19 protein-coding genes are annotated in these 19183 nt (G+C 60.9%); 17 read left to right on the top strand and 2 right to left on the bottom strand.

Annotated features, from left to right (window positions below):
• The first annotated feature begins 20 nt into the window (after positions 1-20).
• The 12 genes from NKI32_RS19845 to NKI32_RS19790 all read left to right on the top strand — a co-directional run bounded on the left by NKI32_RS19845 (position 21) and on the right by NKI32_RS19790 (position 13846).
• Positions 21-1037 (top strand): phage major capsid protein, encoded by a 1017-nt coding sequence (locus tag NKI32_RS19845; protein WP_023831661.1) that lies wholly within the window; start codon positions 21-23, stop codon positions 1035-1037.
• An 18-nt stretch (positions 1038-1055) separates the two neighbouring features.
• Entirely contained in the window at positions 1056-1571 is a 516-nt protein-coding gene (locus NKI32_RS19840) for a hypothetical protein (protein ID WP_023831660.1), read from the top strand.
• A gap of 81 nt (positions 1572-1652) precedes the next feature.
• A complete protein-coding gene (locus NKI32_RS19835) occupies positions 1653-2474 on the top strand; it encodes a hypothetical protein (RefSeq protein ID WP_353003266.1) in 822 nt (273 codons plus the stop codon).
• A 5-nt stretch (positions 2475-2479) separates the two neighbouring features.
• A complete protein-coding gene (locus NKI32_RS19830; protein WP_023807195.1) occupies positions 2480-3181 on the top strand; it encodes a phage adaptor protein in 702 nt (233 codons plus the stop codon).
• The gene (locus NKI32_RS19825; RefSeq protein WP_023807194.1) at positions 3178-4761 is read left to right on the top strand and encodes a hypothetical protein; all 1584 of its coding nucleotides are present in this window, start codon (positions 3178-3180) and stop codon (positions 4759-4761) included. The genes NKI32_RS19830 and NKI32_RS19825 overlap by 4 nt, the downstream gene beginning before the upstream one ends.
• The gene (locus tag NKI32_RS19820; protein WP_031195509.1) at positions 4758-5201 is read left to right on the top strand and encodes a GNAT family N-acetyltransferase; all 444 of its coding nucleotides are present in this window, start codon (positions 4758-4760) and stop codon (positions 5199-5201) included. Before NKI32_RS19825 ends, NKI32_RS19820 begins: the two co-directional genes overlap by 4 nt.
• A complete protein-coding gene (locus NKI32_RS19815; RefSeq protein ID WP_353003264.1) occupies positions 5194-6207 on the top strand; it encodes a hypothetical protein in 1014 nt (337 codons plus the stop codon). The genes NKI32_RS19820 and NKI32_RS19815 overlap by 8 nt, the downstream gene beginning before the upstream one ends.
• Positions 6208-6210: 3 nt before the next feature.
• Positions 6211-8736, top strand: a complete 2526-nt coding sequence (locus tag NKI32_RS19810) for a glycoside hydrolase family 24 protein (protein WP_353003261.1) — start codon at positions 6211-6213, stop codon at positions 8734-8736.
• The gene (locus tag NKI32_RS19805) at positions 8736-10856 is read left to right on the top strand and encodes a hypothetical protein (RefSeq protein WP_353003259.1); all 2121 of its coding nucleotides are present in this window, start codon (positions 8736-8738) and stop codon (positions 10854-10856) included. Before NKI32_RS19810 ends, NKI32_RS19805 begins: the two co-directional genes overlap by 1 nt.
• A gap of 212 nt (positions 10857-11068) precedes the next feature.
• Complete coding sequence (locus NKI32_RS19800; RefSeq protein WP_353003257.1) at positions 11069-12217, top strand: pyocin knob domain-containing protein; 1149 nt, start codon at positions 11069-11071, stop codon at positions 12215-12217.
• A gap of 47 nt (positions 12218-12264) precedes the next feature.
• Positions 12265-13188: a glycosyltransferase gene (locus NKI32_RS19795; RefSeq protein ID WP_348524518.1), complete on the top strand. Its 924-nt coding sequence runs from the start codon at positions 12265-12267 to the stop codon at positions 13186-13188.
• Positions 13189-13483: 295 nt separating this feature from the next.
• Positions 13484-13846 (top strand): hypothetical protein, encoded by a 363-nt coding sequence (locus tag NKI32_RS19790; protein WP_023831649.1) that lies wholly within the window; start codon positions 13484-13486, stop codon positions 13844-13846.
• Here the strand turns inward: NKI32_RS19790 and NKI32_RS19785 are convergent.
• Both NKI32_RS19785 and NKI32_RS19780 read right to left on the bottom strand, forming a co-directional pair.
• Complete coding sequence (locus tag NKI32_RS19785) at positions 13830-14615, bottom strand: hypothetical protein (RefSeq protein WP_353003255.1); 786 nt, start codon at positions 14613-14615, stop codon at positions 13830-13832. The genes NKI32_RS19790 and NKI32_RS19785 overlap by 17 nt on opposite strands.
• Complete coding sequence (locus NKI32_RS19780; RefSeq protein WP_023807183.1) at positions 14612-15178, bottom strand: CatB-related O-acetyltransferase; 567 nt, start codon at positions 15176-15178, stop codon at positions 14612-14614. Before NKI32_RS19780 ends, NKI32_RS19785 begins: the two co-directional genes overlap by 4 nt.
• Before the next feature lie 68 nt (positions 15179-15246).
• Between NKI32_RS19780 and NKI32_RS19775 the strand changes: the two genes are divergently transcribed.
• From NKI32_RS19775 to NKI32_RS19755, 5 genes are all read left to right on the top strand, one after another.
• On the top strand, positions 15247-16059 hold the full coding sequence (locus tag NKI32_RS19775) for a glycoside hydrolase family 108 protein (protein WP_023833700.1): 813 nt from the start codon (positions 15247-15249) through the stop codon (positions 16057-16059).
• Between the two features lie 112 nt (positions 16060-16171).
• Positions 16172-16414 (top strand): hypothetical protein, encoded by a 243-nt coding sequence (locus tag NKI32_RS19770; protein ID WP_023831646.1) that lies wholly within the window; start codon positions 16172-16174, stop codon positions 16412-16414.
• A complete protein-coding gene (locus NKI32_RS19765; protein ID WP_353003253.1) occupies positions 16396-16590 on the top strand; it encodes a hypothetical protein in 195 nt (64 codons plus the stop codon). Before NKI32_RS19770 ends, NKI32_RS19765 begins: the two co-directional genes overlap by 19 nt.
• Before the next feature lies 1 nt (position 16591).
• Complete coding sequence (locus NKI32_RS19760; RefSeq protein ID WP_023831644.1) at positions 16592-16993, top strand: DUF1515 family protein; 402 nt, start codon at positions 16592-16594, stop codon at positions 16991-16993.
• A gap of 170 nt (positions 16994-17163) precedes the next feature.
• Positions 17164-19167, top strand: coding sequence for an acyltransferase family protein (locus NKI32_RS19755; protein WP_023831643.1), 2004 nt, complete (start codon positions 17164-17166; stop codon positions 19165-19167).
• The last annotated feature ends 16 nt before the right edge of the window (positions 19168-19183 follow it).

Below are 19183 nucleotides of genomic sequence, written 5' to 3'. Positions count from 1 at the left end.
CGTCATAAAGGAGGGCCGACATGGCTCTTACTTCCGTAGAAAAGAACCAGGAGATTTTGTCTCTGGCGCTTGAGGATCGAGCCTCGGGCTACCAGGACCTGGTCTCCAATTCCAACGCCTTGCTCAACGTGCTGAAGCGCAAGGGCAAGTTCAAGGAATACTCCGGCCCGAAGATCCGCCAGCGCCTGCTCTATACCAAGACGGGTTCGGCGGTCTGGTATAACGGCTTCGACTTCCTCAACCCGGTTCCGGCCGAGTTGTTCAACGACGCCGAATACTCGCCGAAAATGTGCGCCGTCGCCGTCACTCTCGCAAACGAGGACATCCTCAACAACGAGGGCGAAAACCAGCTCATGGACATTCTGGAGTCTCATATCGAGGCTGCGGAAGGTGAGCTGCAGGACGAGGTCGACATCTCGCTCCACGGCAACGGCACCCGCTTCGGCGGCAAGGAACTGGGCGGCCTCCAGCTGGCGGTTCCGACTGTGGTCAATTCCGGCGTCTATGCCGGTATCGATCGCGGCGCCAATGCGATCTGGCGCACTTCGGTGTTCGACGCGAATTCTGCCTTCCCGGCTATCGGAACGCAGGTCACGGCGACCACCATCCGCCCGATGCTCAACTCGATCATGACGCAGCGCTCGCGTGGCACCAGGGCCGCCGATCTCCTGCTGATGTCGCCGGAGCATTACGCGGCCTATGACGCGGCCACCGTGGCAATCCAGCGCGTCAACGATGTCTCTGGGCTCGGCAAGCTCGGCTTTACGTCGCTGAAATACTTCGGCGCCGGTCGCTCCGCTGAAATCGTCCAGGAAGGCGGCATCGGCTCCAACATGCCGGCGAACACGACCTATGGTCTGGACACCGACACGCTCTGGCTCCGCTACCACCCGGAACGCAACTTCAACAAGATCGGCAAATCCATGATGCCGATCAATCAGGACGCGAATGTCCAGTACATCGGCTTCATGGGCGAACTGACGATGAACAATCCGCTGTTCCAGTGGAAGCTTATCGACAGCAACCCGGCCGCGTAAAGGAGAGGATCCAGAAAAATGGCTTACGTTCCTCACACTCCGCATCTCGGCCTTCCGCCGATCGCCGCAACGCTGCCGGCCTCTACGGCGGCCGGGCGCTCCACTCCTGGCCCTTGGCTTGGTCAGATCATCCAGGCGCAAGATCCGGTCTACGGCGTCGGCGAGTTCATCTATCTCGCTGGCGTCGCCACCACCGGTCTCGGCTCGTGGGTGCTCTACAATCCTGACGATTGGTCGACGGTGCTCCTCGGCCCCGACATGATCGGTTCCGTTGCTGTCGCCATGTCCGCGAATGTCGCCAGCCAGTTCGGGTGGTATCAGATCAAGGGCAAGGCGATCGGCAAGGCTCTGGTCGGCTTCCTCGACAATGCCAACGTCTACGCCACGGCGACCGCCGGCAGCGTTGACGATGCTGTTGTCGCGGGGGACCGCGTCAAGAACGCCAAGGGCGCTTCTGCGGTCGGCGTACCGTCTGCCGGTCTCGCCGAGTTCGAGATCGATCGACCGTACGTGGACGACGCTCTGGCCGCGTAACCCGGCCAATTCCAACAGGACACTGAAACGGGGGCTTCGGCTCCCGTTTTTCTTTGCACCCTCTCAGACAGGAGTTTCGCCATGAGCGCGAACCAGAACATCGTCAACGTCGTTTTCCGAAATCACGTCATTCCCAACGAACAGGCCAGCAGGTCCGCCGGCCGGCCGATCTTCACCGATATGGAGGTCTGCGACCTTTCATTCCCGGCAAACCGCCAGGCCAAGGCGACCTATCCGGCACATGATGCCGAACCGAACGCCACGCGCGAGAGCATCGCGGCCGGCGGCGGTCTCATCACCTATGCGCAGCTCTACAACAAGCAGTATCTCGCCTTCAAAGACGGCACCTCTCAGCCGCTTTCCGGCACGCCGCTTTCCGAAGCGCCGTTCCTGAAGGAAGGCAAGCGCCGCGAACTGAAGGCTCTCGGCGTCCACACAGTCGAGCAGCTGGCTTCGCTGGACGGCACCCCGCTCAAGCAGCTCGGCATGGGCGGCCGCGAACTGAAGAACCAGGCGCAGGCCTATCTCGACAATGCGGCCGGCAGCGCCGACATCGTCAACCTTGCGGCCCAGGTCGCGGCCCTGACCCAGCAGTTGGCGGATGAACGCCGGCTGCGCGAGGAGTTCATGCAGGCAGGAAAGCCACTGGAGGGCGCCACTGCGACGGCCAAAGATACCGCCGCCGACGATGAACCCGGCGACGAGGATGAGGAAACCAGCGAGGACGAGGACGGCGACGAAGAGACCGAGCAGACCACGCCGCCAACCGCTGCCGAGATCGAGGCGATGGATGATGAAGCCCTGAAGGTCTACATCGCCAAGGAAACCGGCTCCCGGCCACGCGGCAATCCGAACCACGACACCTTGGTCGCTGCGGCCAAGGAACTGGCGATGGTGGACTGATCGCAATGACGATCCTCAGCGTCATCAAGGATGTCTGCACGGTCATCGGCTTGACCGTGCCGACCGCCGTCTTTTCGTCGACCGACCGCGAGCATATCGAATTGCAGTCGCTCGCGAACGAGATGGCGCAGAGGATCGCATTCGACACACGGGACTGGACGAAACTCAAGACGCTTGCCACGCTCACTGGCGACGGCGTTTCGACCGGCCTCAATCTCCCGGCCGATTACCAGCGCATGCTGAAGAAAGCGCGTGTCTGGCCGTCGGCAAGCCCCTACACGTCGCTCACGCACTATCCCGACAGCGACGAGTGGCTGGGCCTGGCGGTGCAGAATTTTCAAATCCTTGTTGGCGCATGGACGATGATCGGGGATCAGATCCAGATCAAGCCCGCCACCCCCAACCTGGCCACGGCGCAATTCTATTACCTGACCAACAAAATCGTGAAGGACAAGGACGGCGCCACAAAGGCAGCTTTCACGGCTGACGATGACGTGTTCCGCCTCGATGAGCGCGTTTTGAAGCTCGGCATCATTTGGCAATGGAAGGCCAACAAAGGGCAAGCCTATTCCGAGGACATGGCGACCTACGAGGATGCCATCGCGGTCTCAGCTGGCGCCGACAAGGGCTCCAACATCCTGGCCGTCGGTCGGCGCCGCTCGACGATTGACGCCGACTTTGCCTTTCCGGGAGTAATCACGCCATGAGGGCCGGCTTCAGGCGCGTTCCTGTTGCTGCCCAATCGCAGCAGCGTCACAGCACGCTTACATTTCCGGCACCGATCCGGGGCAAGATTTCGAACGAAAACCTCGCTGCGTCGAAGCCGCAGGGTGCCCGCGTCCTCGAGAACTGGTTTCCTACGACAACCGGCATCCGATTGCGTGGCGGCGAGAAGAAGAAGGCGACGATCGGCACTACCGCAGTGGTCAGCATGATGTCTTATGACGCGTCGCCGGGCCGCTTCATGTTCGCGGCGGATGGCACGAAGATTTTCGATGTCACGAACCCTGCCAACCCCAATGTAGCGCCGGCTCCCGTCGTTTCCGGGCTGACCAGCGGCTATTTCTCCTATGTGCAGTTCGAGACCGCTGGCGGCGACTATCTGTCGGCGGTGAACGGCACGGACAGCATGCGCCAATTCGACGGCACGGCATGGACCACGGTGGCCGCGCTGGGCACCATTGCCACGAACAAGCTCTCGCACGTCTGGACCTATCGCAACCGCGAATTTTTCATCCAAAAAAACAGCCTTACGGCGTGGTTCCTACCAGTCGATACCATTGCCGGCGCCGCCGTCGATCTCTCACTTGCCGGTGTCTTCCAGAAGGGCGGATCGCTGCTTTTTGGCGGCACCTGGTCGCTTGATGCCGGCGACGGCGTCGACGACAAATGCGTATTCGTTTCAACCAAGGGCGAGGTAGCGGTCTACGAGGGTGCAAACCCCGCCGATCCGAATGACTGGTCGCTCGTCGGCCGCTATGACATGTCGCCGCCTCGCGGCAAGCGCGCAGTGATGCAAGCCGGTGGCGAACTGCTGATCGGCATGGATGATGGTATCATTCCGATTTCCCAAGCTATCCAGAAAGACCGTGCGGCGCTTTCGATGATCAGCGTTTCGCGCAACATCGAGCCGGACTGGCGCAGGGAAGCTGCAGCTCGCGCCAACCTGCCTTGGGAAATCCTGAAGTGGCCGCTGTTCAACATGGCAATCGTCTCGCTGCCGGCGGATGTCGGACAGGATGCGAGGTGCTTCGTCGTCAACCTGCAAACCGGTGCATGGGCGGACTACACAGGCTGGGATACGCGATGCCTAGTCCTGCATGACGGCTGGGCGTATTTCGGGACGTCGGACGGCAAGATCATGCAGTGCGAGGTCAGCGGCAGTGATGATGGCTCGCCTTATACCTGCACCTATGTTGGCCTGTTCGATCACATGAAGTCGCCGGCGCGGAGCAAGATCGTTCACATGGCGCGGACGGTCTTTCTGGCCAGCCGCAAATTCATCGCCAAGCTTTCAGTCTCGAAGGACTATCAGGTCTCGCTGCCGTCGGCGCCGTCGTCGGTTGCCGACGATGTCGTTTTCGATGAATGGGATCTGGGCCTCTGGGATGTTGCGAAGTGGGACGCCAGCGCAACGAAGACGGTTTCCACGAAATGGGTCTCTGTCGGCCTGACGGGCTTTGCCATCGCGCCTCAGGTGCAGGTCACATGCGGTATCACTCCGACCCCTGATGCCGAGCTCGTCGCGATCGACATGACCTATGAAGTCGGTTCGGTGGTCGTTTGAAACTGATTTTCGGCCATAGCGAAGCGATCGCTCGGTTCGTGGCCGACATGACGCCGGGCTGCGAAACCGGCTTCGGCAAATGCCAGGCGATCGGCGTGGGCGATGACGAAACCGGCGAACTAGTCGCCGGCATGGTGTTTCATGACTTTCAACCAGGACCGGGCCTGATCCAGATTTCGAGCGCTTCGAAAACGCCGCGATGGCTGACGGCGGATGTCCGCCACATCATGTTTTCGTATCCGTTCGACCAGATCGGTTGCCAGATGGTCGTTCTGCAGGTTTCCGCAAAGAACGAGCGCATGGTTCGGATCGCGAAGGCCTTCGGCTTCACCCCTTACCTGATCAAGCGCATGCGCGGCCGCGACGAAGACGGCTACGTTTTCACGCTCACTGAAGAAGACTGGCGCAACGGCCGTTTCACGAGGAAGACAAATGGGTAAAGCCTCAGCACCTAAGCCGCCAGATCCCAAGGAAACTTCCGCGGCGTCGACCGGGACGAACATCTCGACCGCTATTGCCAACTCATATTTGAACAATGCCAATCAGGTCGGGCCTGATGGCACGATCACCTATACGAACAGCGGCACGCAATCGATCACTGACCCCTATACGGGCAAGACCTATCAAACCCCGACGCGCACCGCGACGACGACGCTTTCCGCCGCGCAGCAGGCGATCAAGGATCAAACCGACAAGGCCCAGCTGAACCTTGGGACGCTGGCCAATACTCAATCCGCGTTCCTGCAAGACTATATGTCGAAGCCGTTCGACGGCTCGAACGACGCCACCGAAGCACGGCTGCTGCAGCTTGGGAAAGCGCGCCTCGATCCGATCTTGGCTCAACAACAGGATGCCTTGGCAACAAAGCTCTCAAATCAGGGCATCAAGCTCGGCTCGGCCGCCTATGACCGTGCGATGGCCCAGCAGGGCCAGAACGTCAATGACGCCAACAACCAGCTAATCCTTTCGGGGCATGGGCAGGCGTTCGCGGAGGGCCAGGCAATCCGCAACCAGCCGATCAACGAAATCACGGCGCTGCTTTCCGGATCGCAGGTCAGTTCGCCACAGGCCGCCGGCTATACCGGCAGCACCATTCCGACAACCGACAACGCTGGGCTGATCAACCAGAATTACCAGCAGCGCGTCGACGCAGTGAATGCAAAAAACGCGCAGACCGGAAGCTTGGTCGGTGGTCTTTTTGGTCTCGGCAGCAAGCTCATCGGACTGTCCGACGACGACGCAAAAAAGGACAAGGAACGGCTCGCCGACATCACCCCGGAAATGGGGCTGTGGAAGTTCCACTACAAAGGCGAGGCGAAGGGCGCTCCGATGCGGCTTGGGCTCATGGCCAGCGAAGTCGAGAAGGTCCGACCCGATGCTGTTTCGCGCCGGCCTGACGGTTATCGCCAGGTCGACTACGGCAAAGCTCTGTCGCTGGGGGCCTGAGACATGGCGTTGTCATTCATCTTCGATGCCGAGAAGGGCGAGACGCCTGCGTCAGTCGCCAAGAAGCGGGCAATTGTCCAGGCGCTGATGTCTTCTCAGCGCGCGCCGCAGAACATCGGCGAGGGCTTGAATGCGCTCGGCGATGGCATCGTGCAGAATGTGCTCAACAGGCGCGCCGACGCGGCAGAGACCGCTGGACAAGCCCATGCGACCGATGCTTTTGGCGGCATGATCAACGCTGGCACATTCCCGGCGGCTCCGGGCTCTCCAGTTGCGGCCTCCGCGAGCGGCGCGGCCGACTACGGCGGCGACCAACTCGCATGGCAGGACGCAAAGCCTTACCAGAAGGCGCTGCTCAACACGATTTCCGGCCCAGAAAGCGGCGGTCGCTACAACGTCATCTATGGCGGCGGAAAATTCGATGATTTCTCCCACCATCCGAACCAGGCGGTGCGCATCCAAACAGGGCCGAATGCTGGCCGCACCTCGTCGGCCGCTGGCAAATATCAGTTTCTGGGCTCCACATGGGACGATGAGGCGAAGGAACTTGGCTTGCCCGACTTCTCGCCAGTCAACCAGGACAAGGCGGCATGGAACCTCGCCGCCAAGACCTACAAGGCCAAGACGGGCCAAGTGCTTGATGACGTTCTTCAGTCCGGCGATCCTGACGCAATCGCCAACGTCGGCCAGGTCTTAAGCGGGACGTGGACGAGCCTTCCCGGTGGTATCGAACAGGGGACAAACACGAACAGGTTCGTTGCGACCTATCAGAAGGCGCTTGGCGCCGGCGCTACGCCCGCACAGGCAACGCAGGCGGCCCAGCAGGAGCAGTCACAAGACCCAGTTCAGGTTGCCTCGCTCGATCGCTCCGCTGGTATGACACCGGCCCCGAGCCTCGCCACCATGTCGCCCGGCACCACGGCTCCTGCGTATGATCCCAGCGGCCTTCCTCCGCTCGATCCTAACGACCCGATGGCACCCGCAACGCGTCCGACTTATCCCGGCGCTCCGCAAGGATCTGGAAAAGCTGGTGAAGTTCGCCGCGGCGCCGACGGCAAGACCTATCAGTTTGTCGAAACGACCGGCATGGCCGGCGCGACTGGTGATCAGGGATGGATCCCGGTCAATGCCGATGCGCCGCTGCCCAATCCCGGCCCCGGTGATCCTGCCGCGACCACGCCGGCCGGCCAGCGCGTCCTGTCAACGATGATGAGCTCGGAGCCCCTCAGCGGTCGCGGTGGCGTCGTGCAGGCCCTCAGCGCGGCTCAGCAGCCCGGTCCGGCGGCAGCGGCCCCGTCGCCGGTCGTTGCGGCTCTCGCCGGCGCTCAGCAGCCCCAGCAGGCTGCACCAGCCTCTCCCGGCGTCCAGAAGGTCGCTCAGGCGATGTCTCCGCAGGAAGACCTGTCCAGCATCCCGGTAGAGGCTGGCGGCACTGGCGGCGCTATCCAGCCCGGTCAGGGCGGTCCGTCTTTTCAGCAGATCATGCAGGTTGCCGCTGACCCTTGGGCATCGCCCGAACAAAAGGCGATGGCCAACATGATGCTCCAGCAGAAAATGCAGGATGCCGATCCTCTGCGGCAGCTGCAAATTCAGGCTGCGCGCAAGTCTCTGGCCGTTCCGCCGAAGCAGTGGCAGAAGCTGGACGACGACACTCTGTTCGATGCGGCCAGCGGCGAGACAAAAAGCATTTCAGGCGGCGGCCCGACGAAGTTCGAAGGCAACGGCCTCGATGCCCAGGCTTGGAACATCCTCTCGACCGCCGATCCCGCTTCGCGAGAATATGCGACTGCCTACGCCATCATTTCGCAGCCAAAGACGCAGATGGTGCAGACGCCTGATGGCATGGTGCCTATTCAGGTGCCGCCCAACCTTCCGGCATGGCTACAGGCTCCCGGTGGTGGTGCCGTGCCTGCCGCACCAGCCGCACCAGGAGTGACTTCGCCCGCTCAGGTAGCGCCTCCTGCTGCTGGAGCACCGGCTCCCGCCGTCGCTGCGCCGCCTTCGGCCGCTCCTTCTGCAGGAGCCGTCATCCCCGGCACAATGAAGCCGACAGAAACACAGCGGAACCGGGTTTCCTCGGTCAACCAGGCGTTCGATGCCATCACCGGCGAACTCGACCGCTATTCGGAGCTGGTCGCCAAGACCGGCATCGAGGCAATGCCCGGCGCGTCCAAGGACAATCTGAACACCGTCCGTCAGGGCATCATGTTGCAGATGAAGGAACTCTTCAATCTGGGCGTCCTCAACGGGCCTGATCTCCAGTTGATGGAAAACATGATCTACGACCCGGTTGTCGACGTGACCAAGGACGGCGGCGCATGGAACCTTCCGAGCCAGGTCTACACCGCCGCAATTGGCGGTGCTGGTGATAGGGCGGCCAACAGCGTCAAAGAGCTGAAGCGCATGCTGGAAGGCATCAAGGCTTCCGTCGACCGGACGACGGCCGAGCCGAACGCTCCGGCACCATCGTCAAATCCGGATGGCTGGAAAGATGTAGGAAACGGCGTGCGGATCAGGGTGAAACCATAATGGCAACATTCGAAATTCAAGGCGCAGACGGCAAGACTTACGAAGTCGATGCGCCCGACGAGAAGACCGCACTGAGCGCCCTCGGACAGGCGGGCGCATCCTCGGGTCCGGATGCCCGCGCTCAAGCGGGCATTGGGCTCGCCCAACAGATGCATGCGCTGTCACCCGAGCAAAAGCGCGCGATTGCCGGGGTCGATCAAGAGACGTTGCAGCCGAACCGCGTTCCTGCCTTCGCACCACCTGGCTACAATGCGCTCACCGACAGGATCGAGGGCGACGATGCTCTGAGCAAAATGCGCACCACCTCGGGCGGGATTCTGGAGGGCATCCCGATCTTGGGCCCAATGATCCGGGGCGGCGTCGATCGTGCAGCTGCTGCGACAATCGCGGGAGCGTCTGACGAGACCTATGACCAAGTTCTGAAGCGCATCCAAGCGGGCACCGTCGCCGAAAAGTCGATGAACCCGGACCTCGACAAGGCGTCACAAGTCACGGGCGCTGTCGCGGGCACTATCCCGGCGATGGCGGCAGCGCCTGGGGCCTTCGGTATTGGCGTGGCGTCGGCGCCGTTGCGCTTCGGCGCCAGTGCCTTGACCGGCGGACTTATCAACGGAACCGATGCGGCAATCCGTTCTGGTGGAGATCCTACGGCAACAGGCATTGGCGCGGTTACTGGAGCCGGCCTCGGTGTGCTCGCCCCGGCTATCGGGCCTCTCGTCGGCCGAGGCGTCAAGTATGTTGCCGATGGCTGGAACCTCGGCGGTGCAGCCAAGGAACTTGGCATCGACAAGGTTGCCGCGGCGATGCTGTCAAGGGCGGCAGGGCGCGACGCGCTCGATGCCGGCGCGCTGGGTCAGATGGACAAGCTCGGCCCCGGCGGAATGATCATGGATCTGGGCGAAAATCTTCGTTCGCAGGCCGGCGGCTTGGCAGCGTTGCCCGGAGAAGGCAAAGCCATTGTTCGCGGGGCCGTCGACGCGCGCAACGCCGGTGCAAACCAGCGCATCACCAGCACGATCGACCAGGAACTTGGCCCAGCCCCTATCCCATCGCGCATCAATGCCGGCATCGACGTGAACCAGGCCAACCTGTCACCGGAATATCGGGCGGCCTTTGCCAACGCTTCGCCGGTCAATCCGCGACCGATCGCCACCTATCTTGATCGGGAACTCCAGACCCTTCGCGGTGAGGCGCAGCGCGGTCTACAGCGTGTTCGCACGATGCTGAACCGCACCGGCACCCAAGAACTGGAAAGCAATCCCGTTACGTTGCTTGAAACCCGCAAGGCTATTGATGGCATGCTGGAAACGACGGTGGAAACGAACGCCCGCAACGCGCTTCAGACGGCCAGACAGGCTGTTGATGACGAGTTGCGCGCTTCCGTGCCCGGCATCAAAGAAGTCGACAGCAAATTTGCCGAGCTGGCCCGCCAGCGGGAGGCGGTCGGACGCGGCCAACAGGTGCTGTCCAGCGGCCGGGAAGCGCCGAGGCCCGCCGAGCTCGCCCAAGAAGTGCAGGAAGGTGCGTTGCCGCAAGGCATGCAGATCGGCCCGTCTGCTGTCCCTATGCGGCTGCGCGAGGGGGCGCGTGCCGAGATTGAGCGCATCGTGGGGACTAACGCAAATGACCGCGTTGCCCTTCAGCGCCTCATCAAGGGCGAAGGCGATTGGAACCGCAGTCGTCTTGCAACGCTTTTCGGTAAGGACCGAGCCGACCGCATCATCGGTCTTCTCGATCGCGAGAAGCACTTCGCCGATACCACGGACATCGTGACGCGGAATTCACTCACCGCCGCCCGCCAGGCTTCCCAGCAAGAGCTTACCGGCTCAGGTGCCGAAGCCTTTGGCGTGCCGCAAGCATTCATGGCTGGCGGAGTAGCGGGAGCGACCCGGGCCACTGCCATGAAGGGTGTTGATGCCGTTGTCGAAGCTCTTCGAGGAATAAAGGATGAGTCTACGCGCACCGCCATGGCCCGCATCCTGACCAGCAACAATCCGGATGTGCTTGAAGCCCTTCTTCGTGCTGGGCGTGGTTCCGGTGTGTCAGGCTCAGAGGTCGATAACGTCGCGCGCTCTCTGCTCCTCTCGCAAGGCCAGCGATCGGCGCTCCCACAGCAATAGCGCAACGAAAACCGCCGTCGTTCCCATAACGCCAAGGGCAAGACCGATGACGAATTGGGGCTCCAAGCTTCGGAGAAACCCTCCAATCACGTCGTGCAGCACGACCATAATGCCGATCGTGACGACGGCGGCGATGATCTGAAGAATTCTGACGCGCATAGGCGCGGAACATACGAGCAAACCCCAAATATTAAAAGGTGCTGCCAATGCCTATGAATGGAGCCGGCGTCACGTCATGGCCGCCGAACACAACGGCGATTCCGAACACGACGATCGAGAGCGGGAAGTACAACGCCTTCTTGGCCGATCTTCTGTCGATCATGAACACGCCGCGCCCAATCACGATGGGCGGCACGGGCGCGAGCTCGGCGGTCGGTGGCAATGATGCTCTGCACACGACCAGCAGTGTCATCGCATCAGCTGCGACGACTGATCTGGCCGCGGCAACCGGTGTCTCCGTCACGGTGTCGGGCGCGGCGGTGATCACCGCTTTGGGCGTGCTGCCCAGCGGCGTCTTGCGTTTCCTGACCTTCTCCGGAGCGGCGACGCTTACCCATAATGCCGCCACGCTCATCCTGCCGGGGGCCGCCAACATCGTTGCCGCAGCCGGTGATACCGCCGTGGCGCAGTCCCTGGGTGGTGGCAACTGGCGTGTTCGATCCTACATCCGCGCGTCTGGCCAACCAGTCGCAGTAATCTCTGATGCCAACCTCCCCGCGCGCCTCGGTGTGGTGGCTAAGACGATCACCGACTGGAACACTGCGCTCGACAACGGCTGGTATATGGGCAGTGGGGCGGCCAACGCCCCTGCGGCAAACACCGGGTGGAATATCGGCACGGTCGAGGCACACGGGGCGGCCGGCTACCGAACCCAAACGGTTTACGATTTTGTGAATGCCACGGCGGCCAACACCACCATCTGGCGCCGTTACCAGAACGGCGGCGTGTGGGGTGCTTGGTTTAAAATCCAGTGGTCTCAGGCCGAGCAAGACGCCCGCTACGTTCAGTCGAGCACGGCGCTTCTGCAGAAAGCCTACGAGAGCGCCCAGCAGACCATCACGGCCGGCGGCACATTGACGCTGGCGCATGGGCTAGGGGTGAAGCCGAAGCTCTACATCGCCGTCATCCAGTGCACGACTGCGGACTTGGCGTATTCGATCGGCGATGAAGTCGCCATCAATCCTATGCTGAACACTACTGACGCTACCGTGCAGGCCATCAGCATGGTTCCGGATACAACCAATTTGAATGTTCGAATTGGCGCCAATTCCAGTTCACTTCGAATTATGGCCAAAAGCGGAGCAAGCCTTACCAACATAACGAACACAAGCTGGAGGCTGGTATTCAGGGTGTGGGCCTAGCTTGCTGAATAGGATCCGTCTAAACCTGCGAAATGCATGCTACTGTCGTGGTTCAAGGCGAAATACCCTGCAAAGGCTACGGTGGCACTCAGCGCCAAGTAGACTGGCTGGCCACCACGCTGGTCGGTCTGGGGCATCGGGTCACGCTGATTGCCGCCCATGGCTCTACACATCCCCTTTGTGAGGTTCGACACGCTGCATCTGCGCCCGAAAGCGTGGCGGCAATCCCGCCAGATACCGACATTGTGCATTTCAACGGCTGGTACGAGGCCGAGACCAGTCACCGAGCGCTCTACACGCTGCACGGCTATGTGCCGAATACGCCAAGGGAAGGGCTGAACTGGAGTTTCGTTAGCGCCAGCCACGCCCGGCACCAGGGCCGGCAGACATTCGTCTACAACGGGTTCCCGGTGGATGCCTACCGGCTCACCGACAAGAAGACCGGTCGGCTGTTGTTTCTCGGCGGTATCGCAAGAGCGGGAAAGGGTCTCGGTCGCGCCGTCGACCTCGCCAAGAGATTTGACTTCGATCTCGACGTTGCCGGCGGCTCTCGCTGGAAGTTGCTCGGGCGTAGCAAGACTCGGGGCGTGTTCCTCAAAAGCCTTTCGCGTCGTTTCAATTTCACGGGGACTGTCGACGGTGACGAAAAGCTGCGGCTGTTGGGCGAGGCAAAAGCCTTCCTCAACCCGATTTCTTGGGATGAGCCGTTCGGCATGGCGCCGGTCGAGGCAATGCTATGCGGAACTCCAGTACTGACTACTCGACGCGGCGCGCTACCTGAAACAGTTAACGCAGAGACCGGACGCTTTTTCGACAGTAACGATGAATTCGCGACCGGCCTGAACGAGATCAGCGGGATGTCCGCACTCCGCTGCCGCGAATCGGCTGCTGACCGATTCCCAATCGAAAAGACCACTAAAGCCTACCTGGCCCTCTACCAGCGCGTTCTTGACGGCGAAACGCTTCCGTAAGTTTCCGGACGGGCGGCAATGCCCAAACCGGAGGTTTCCCATGACAAAATACTTCGCCAAAGCTCAAGGCGTGCGCCGCTAGCCGGCGGAAGGCCTATGCTGCTAACGCTCTTCCCCCCGCCTGATCTCAAAATCATCATGGTGCGTCCAATAATAAACGGCAGCTGACATTGCCACGATGCCCAACGCAAAGCCGACCGCCAACCCCAAATAAAACATCTCTGCCTCACGGCGAAAACCATGCTTGGCGAAGGCATACACCTATCACAAATTCTGAGTAAAGGGATCGGCAGATATGACCAAATTCTTCGTCGACGCGGATGGCGTCTATCTCGGCGGCTTTGACGGTGAAAACGTCGGTCTGCCTCAAAATGGCATTGAGGTCTTGGAGGCCCCGGCAGATGCCCGCCAACTCTGGGATGGCAAAGCGTGGAGCGCGCCGCCTGCTGAGCGTCGCATGGTGCCAAAATCGGTTGTGCAGGCTCGGATCATTGAGGCTGGCAAGATGTCGCAGGCCTATGCCGCCCTAGCGGGCAACCCAATCTATTTTGCCCGCTGGTTCGCGCCGGATCGGCCGGAAGTTTACAGCGACGATCCTGACGCAGTCGGGCTAGTCCGTGCTCTTGGGCTTGATCCTGCAGTCATCCTCGCGCCTTGAGTTTTTGGCGAATGATATCCACCGGCGTCCGCCACACTCGATATCGGCCAGCTTCGACGATTTGCCGTGCAACGGGCTCGGCAGCGTATGCATCGAAGAAGCGATGTACACGAGGTTCTGCGAACGCCTTCTTCCCTCGCGTATTATAGTCCCTGATCTTGAGCTTATGCGGGCTGATCGTCCGCCCCCCCAAGGACAAGGCTATGCCGATGCAGAACTGCTCCGCAGCGTCAATTTTCGATATCTGATGCACAGCAAGCATCGGTGGATACGCGTCCATCAGAGCGGGAAGATTGTCTCGATGCACTCCGAGAATGCCACTTTGCCACATAGGTTCGCGGCCCGTGATAACATGTTCGCCGATTCGAAGGCCTTCCCCTTCCAGCACAGGCGTCCATTTGTGGGGTTTCTCTAGGCGTCGCATCACTGAATGCTTAGGCGAAATGCTTTCGAAGCCAAGGGATAGAAATCCTGCTGGGTAGTGGTCTGAGTCCATGAAGATGAGGCGGTCGGTCATCCTCAGCAGTTTGATCAGCGCCCGGGCCTTGATGCCAAAATGATATTGACCGCTGAAGGACCAAGCCTCTTTCTGCATGTCAGTCAGAAGCAACGTCTCCATGGGATAGTCGACAAACAATTCGGGCCTATCCGTCGCAACAATGATCTTTGCTTCTGGACAATGATACAAAAGCTTGAGTGCGCTCAGCAACGCGCCGCGATGGTACAATTCGTTTTCGCCATACGCGATATAACCGAAAACGTCCCTCATCGAGTGGCGTGCTTTGCAATGAAAGTCTCGATCGGACCGCTGAGAGTAGCTGCCTCGCTCTTGATCTTATCGTCGTCCCACAACCACCACTGTATTTCCAGCAATTGCACAACGGTATCAGCAGGGAACCGGCTGCGGACAACTTGCGCGCGATTGCCGGCCACTATCGCATAGGGCTCGACAGACTTGGCGACGACGGAGCCGGCACCCACAACAGCGCCGTCGCCGACTGTCACGCCTGGCAATATGATGGCACCGTGGCCAATCCAAACATCGTTGCCGATCGTGATGCCCCCAGGCTTCCCAGCGTTGGGTAAAGGCTCAGGCTGCTTCAGGACGCGGCTATAGATCGGGAATGAAGTGGCACTCTTCGTCTGGTGTTGGCCGGTGCACATGAACAGCACTTGGCCAGCAACAGAGCAGAAGCTACCGACATTTAGGGGGGCTTCATTAGTCGGGAAAAGCACCTTCCGCCAAGTGACGCCATAGGTGTGGCGGCCGACGGACACATTATCGGGCAGTTTCGCGCGCGCGTCTTTGAACCACTTAGAAAATACTGACATTTAGACATCCCGCCCTGCCGCTAAATAGCGGTTACCTTCTTTCAAATGCAACCTCAAGAGGCTTACACATGGACCGCAATTTCGCGCGGGCGCTTACGCTCGTCCTAAAATCCGAAGGCGGCTGGTCGGACAATCCGGCCGATCCGGGCGGCGCCACCATGAAGGGCGTGACGCTGGCGACCTTCCGCGCCTACATCAAACCCGCCGGCACCAAGGCCGACCTGAAGATTATCACCGATGCCCAGATAGCGACGGTCTACCGCCGGCAGTTCTGGGATGCGGTGCACGGATCCGAGCTTCCGGGCGGTGTCGACTATGCCGCATTCGACTTCGCGGTGAATTCCGGCCCTAAGCGCGCCGCCGAATACTTGCAGCGCGTGGCTGGTGCAACGGTTGACGGCCGACTGGGACCAGACAGCCTCAAGGCGATCAGCGCCAAGCCCGCCGGCGTCATCATCGACGCCTATTGCGATGCGCGTCTGGCCTTCATGAGGCGGGCCAAGAACAAGAAGACCGGCAAACTGCTGTGGCCGACCTTCGGCAAAGGCTGGACGGCCCGCATGGCAGCCGTGCGTCGCGATGCAATGCTGATCTCTACACTGCCCGCAGCGCCGCCGCCGATCAGGGTGCCGGTAGAGGTCCCTAAGCCTGTTGTCCCCGAAAAGGTGGAGCAGAAGGTCAAGGAGAAATCCGGATTCCTGTCCTGGCTGACTGGCCTCTTTGGCTCCGGTGCGCTTGGTCTTGGCTGGCTTGCCGGCATCGACTGGAAGGCCGTTCTTGCGGGCGGCGGCGTCCTCATCGTCTTCATCCTGATCTTGCTCCTGCTGCGCTCCCAGATCGTCGCGGCGGTGCGCCAGATCAAGGAAGAGGTGGCTGAGTGATGGAGGGCTTCCGCGAACTGCTCATCCCGGCATTCGATCGGCTGCTGCGCACCGTCGGCGCTGTCAGCCTAGCTATCATCGCCGGGTTTGCCGTCTGGTTCTGGTGGCCGCTATGAGCGCGGTCATCGCATGGTTCCTGAGCAACCCGACCGTTCTAGCCATTGGCGCGGCCATCATCGGCGCGCTTGCCTTCGGCTTTCAACAGCGGCTTGCCGGCGCCAAGGCCGAACGCAACAAGCAGGCGGCCGACAACGCAGCTGCGGCAACCGAAGGCCAGAAGATCGATGATGCTGTCGCCGGCCGCGCGCCGGACGTCAACCGGGAGAGGCTGGGCAAATGGTCACCAAAGCAATAGCTCTTGCGGTTTTCATGGCGATTGCCGGCTGCACGACGATAGGCGGCTCGTTTTGCGCGGTCGAGCACCCGATCCGCCTGTCCGCCGAAGCAATCGCGGCGCTTTCGGACGGCGAGGTGAACCAGGTCTTGGCCTACAACGAAAAGGGCGCCCAGCTCTGCGGCTGGAAAGCCTGACATGCCAACATCGGCGACGAAGAGCCTAGAGATGATGGTAGGCGGCCTCGTCGCCGCTATGGAGGGCGTCCAGCGGGACGTCACCGAGATCCGGCGCGATATCAAAGATAGCGACGCCCGGGCCGCGCTGAGCTACGAGCAATCCGAACAGCGCGCCGCCGCCAGCCGATCGAAGATGTACGCCAAGACCGACGAGTTGGTGGAGCGTCTTTCCCAGACCGAAGGCGCGGTGAAATCCCTCAGTGAAGACATGACCGAGGTGAAGGCCGTGACAGCGGAGGTCACCCGGTGGAAGCTGATGGGGCTCGGGGCGCTTGGTGTGACCGGCATGGCCGCAGCGGCGCTAGCCTCCCTTGTCACCGCGTACTGGTCGGATATCTGGCGGGCGCTGCGCGGCGGCTGATTGGCGACGACATGAAACCAATATCCGACTTCGCCCCGGCGCCTAACGGTGTCCGGGGCTTTTCGCTTTTCTGGTCCCAGCCGATGCCATGAGGTTGTTATTGGGGGCTACTTGTTCCATTCGTTTCATTCTGTATAAGCGCGAGCCTAGCAGCAACCGGAAGCAAGTATTTGAGCAAGTCGAATTTCCGGCCTGAGATCCAGGGGCTGCGTGCTATCGCTGTCTGCTCAGTCGCTTTGTTCCATGTCTGGCCGTGGCTGGTCCCCGGCGGCTATGTCGGCGTTGACGTGTTTTTTGTCATTTCTGGGTTCTTGATCACCGGCGTCTTGCTGCGGGAGGTGGAGGACACCGGAAGAATCGACCTACTTGGTTTCTATGTTCGCCGGGCGCGGCGCCTCTTGCCTGCCGCGATGCTTGTGCTTCTGCTGGTGGGCTTGGCGACCCCGCTCTATCTACCCTCCGCGCTATGGAGGGACGGCACGAATGAACTGGTGCATAGCGCCTTTCAATTGGAGAACTGGCGGCTCGCAGCGAAGGCGATTGATTACCTGGCGATGACGAGCGCGCCGAGCCCCGTCCAACATTACTGGTCGTTGTCGATCGAAGAACAGTTCTACGTTGTCTGGCCGGGACTGATCATCGGCGTCCTGTGGCTTTCTCGAAAGTTCCGCAGGCCCTGGCGGCCCTTGCTCGTCGCCGTCCTAGGCGCAATCTTCATCATCTCGATTGCCGCCTCGGTATGGCTCACGCTTGTCGACCCGGCGCGGGCTTATTTTGTCACCCACACCCGCATATGGGAGCTGGCGCTGGGCGCTCTGCTGTGTGTCATGGTGCTGGGGTCAGCCGACACACGGATCGGGGAACGAGCGCGGCGATTGCTTGGGTTTGCCGGCGTCGGCTCGATTCTCGCAGCCGCCTTTCTGTTCTCGACCAAGACACCCTTCCCCGGCTATGCGGCGCTGTTGCCGACCGTTGGTACCGCGTTGGTGATCGTCTCTGGTCAAAGCCAGTCGTCGTTCAGCGCCTTTGCTTTGCTCAAGTCACGACCGTTCCAATTCCTCGGCGACATCTCTTACTCGCTCTATCTTTGGCATTGGCCAATCATCGTTTTTTTCACCCAGCAAAGTGGCGAAGCGATCGGCCTTTGGGGCGGCCTGGCCATCCTTGCAGCAAGCGTCGGTCTAGCCGCCATCACCAAGGTTCATGTCGAGGATCGTTTCCGCCACCGCGCATCGTTGCCATCACGCCCCCGACTGGTCGAGTGGCTGGCCGTTTTTGCCCCGGTTCCCTTGGTGCCTCTAATCGCATTTTGCGCTGTCTCGATAGAAATTGCCCGGCAACAAGCATTGATCTCGGAAAACCCGAATGACTATCCAGGGGCTAGATCGTTGTTCACCAACAGGCCGGTGCCGACCGTAGCGGCCTATGCTCCTTCGCTGCCGACAATAAAGCAGGATAAGCCACAAACGGACATCTGCCGCCCGCCTCGTGAAAACGGCGAACCTGTCGGTTGCCAGTTTGGCGATCCAAATGGGCGGCTCAAGGTGTTCCTGGTTGGCGATTCGCACGCAGAGCACTGGCTTCCGGCGTTTCAGGTGGCGGCGTCGGATCGAGGTTGGAATGCGGAGAGTTTTACCAAGCCCGGATGCCCGCTATTTCCTACCATGATCATGGTGTCTGACAGCGACCGTCCGTTTCCAGATTGCCTGACCTGGGGTCAGCATATGCTGCGAATTATTCAACAACAAAGGCCAGACATCATCATTTTCGGGCAGAGAGATGTTTTACGTGCTTATCCCGACGACGGAAGCCAGATGCCCGTGAGCGATACGTTGGTGCAGCTATGGCGCCGCATCGAGGCATTGGGCATTAAGGTGGTGGTAATAGCCGACACACCAGCTTGGGGAACGAACCCGGAGCGATGCATGGCTCGGGACCGCCACTGCTCCGTTCCATATAAATCGGTACGTGATCGGGATCCCGTGGTAGTTGCCCAGCGCCTCTACCCGCATGTGCCGCTCGTGGACTTCAGCGACATTGTATGCCCCGGGGACGTATGCCCCGCGGTTATCGGCAATGTTTTTGTCTGGCGCGACACGGACCACCTGACCGCCACGTATTCGCGTTCAATGGCCGACATTTTCGGCAAACGCATCGACGCGGCAATCAATTAGCCGCGTGCGGCCGGCG

This window comes from Mesorhizobium sp. M0761 (assembly GCF_040320205.1).
Taxonomy (GTDB): domain Bacteria; phylum Pseudomonadota; class Alphaproteobacteria; order Rhizobiales; family Rhizobiaceae; genus Mesorhizobium.
The sequence above is the reverse complement of the archived record's forward strand: the minus strand, read 5'-3'. Positions and strand labels throughout refer to the sequence as shown.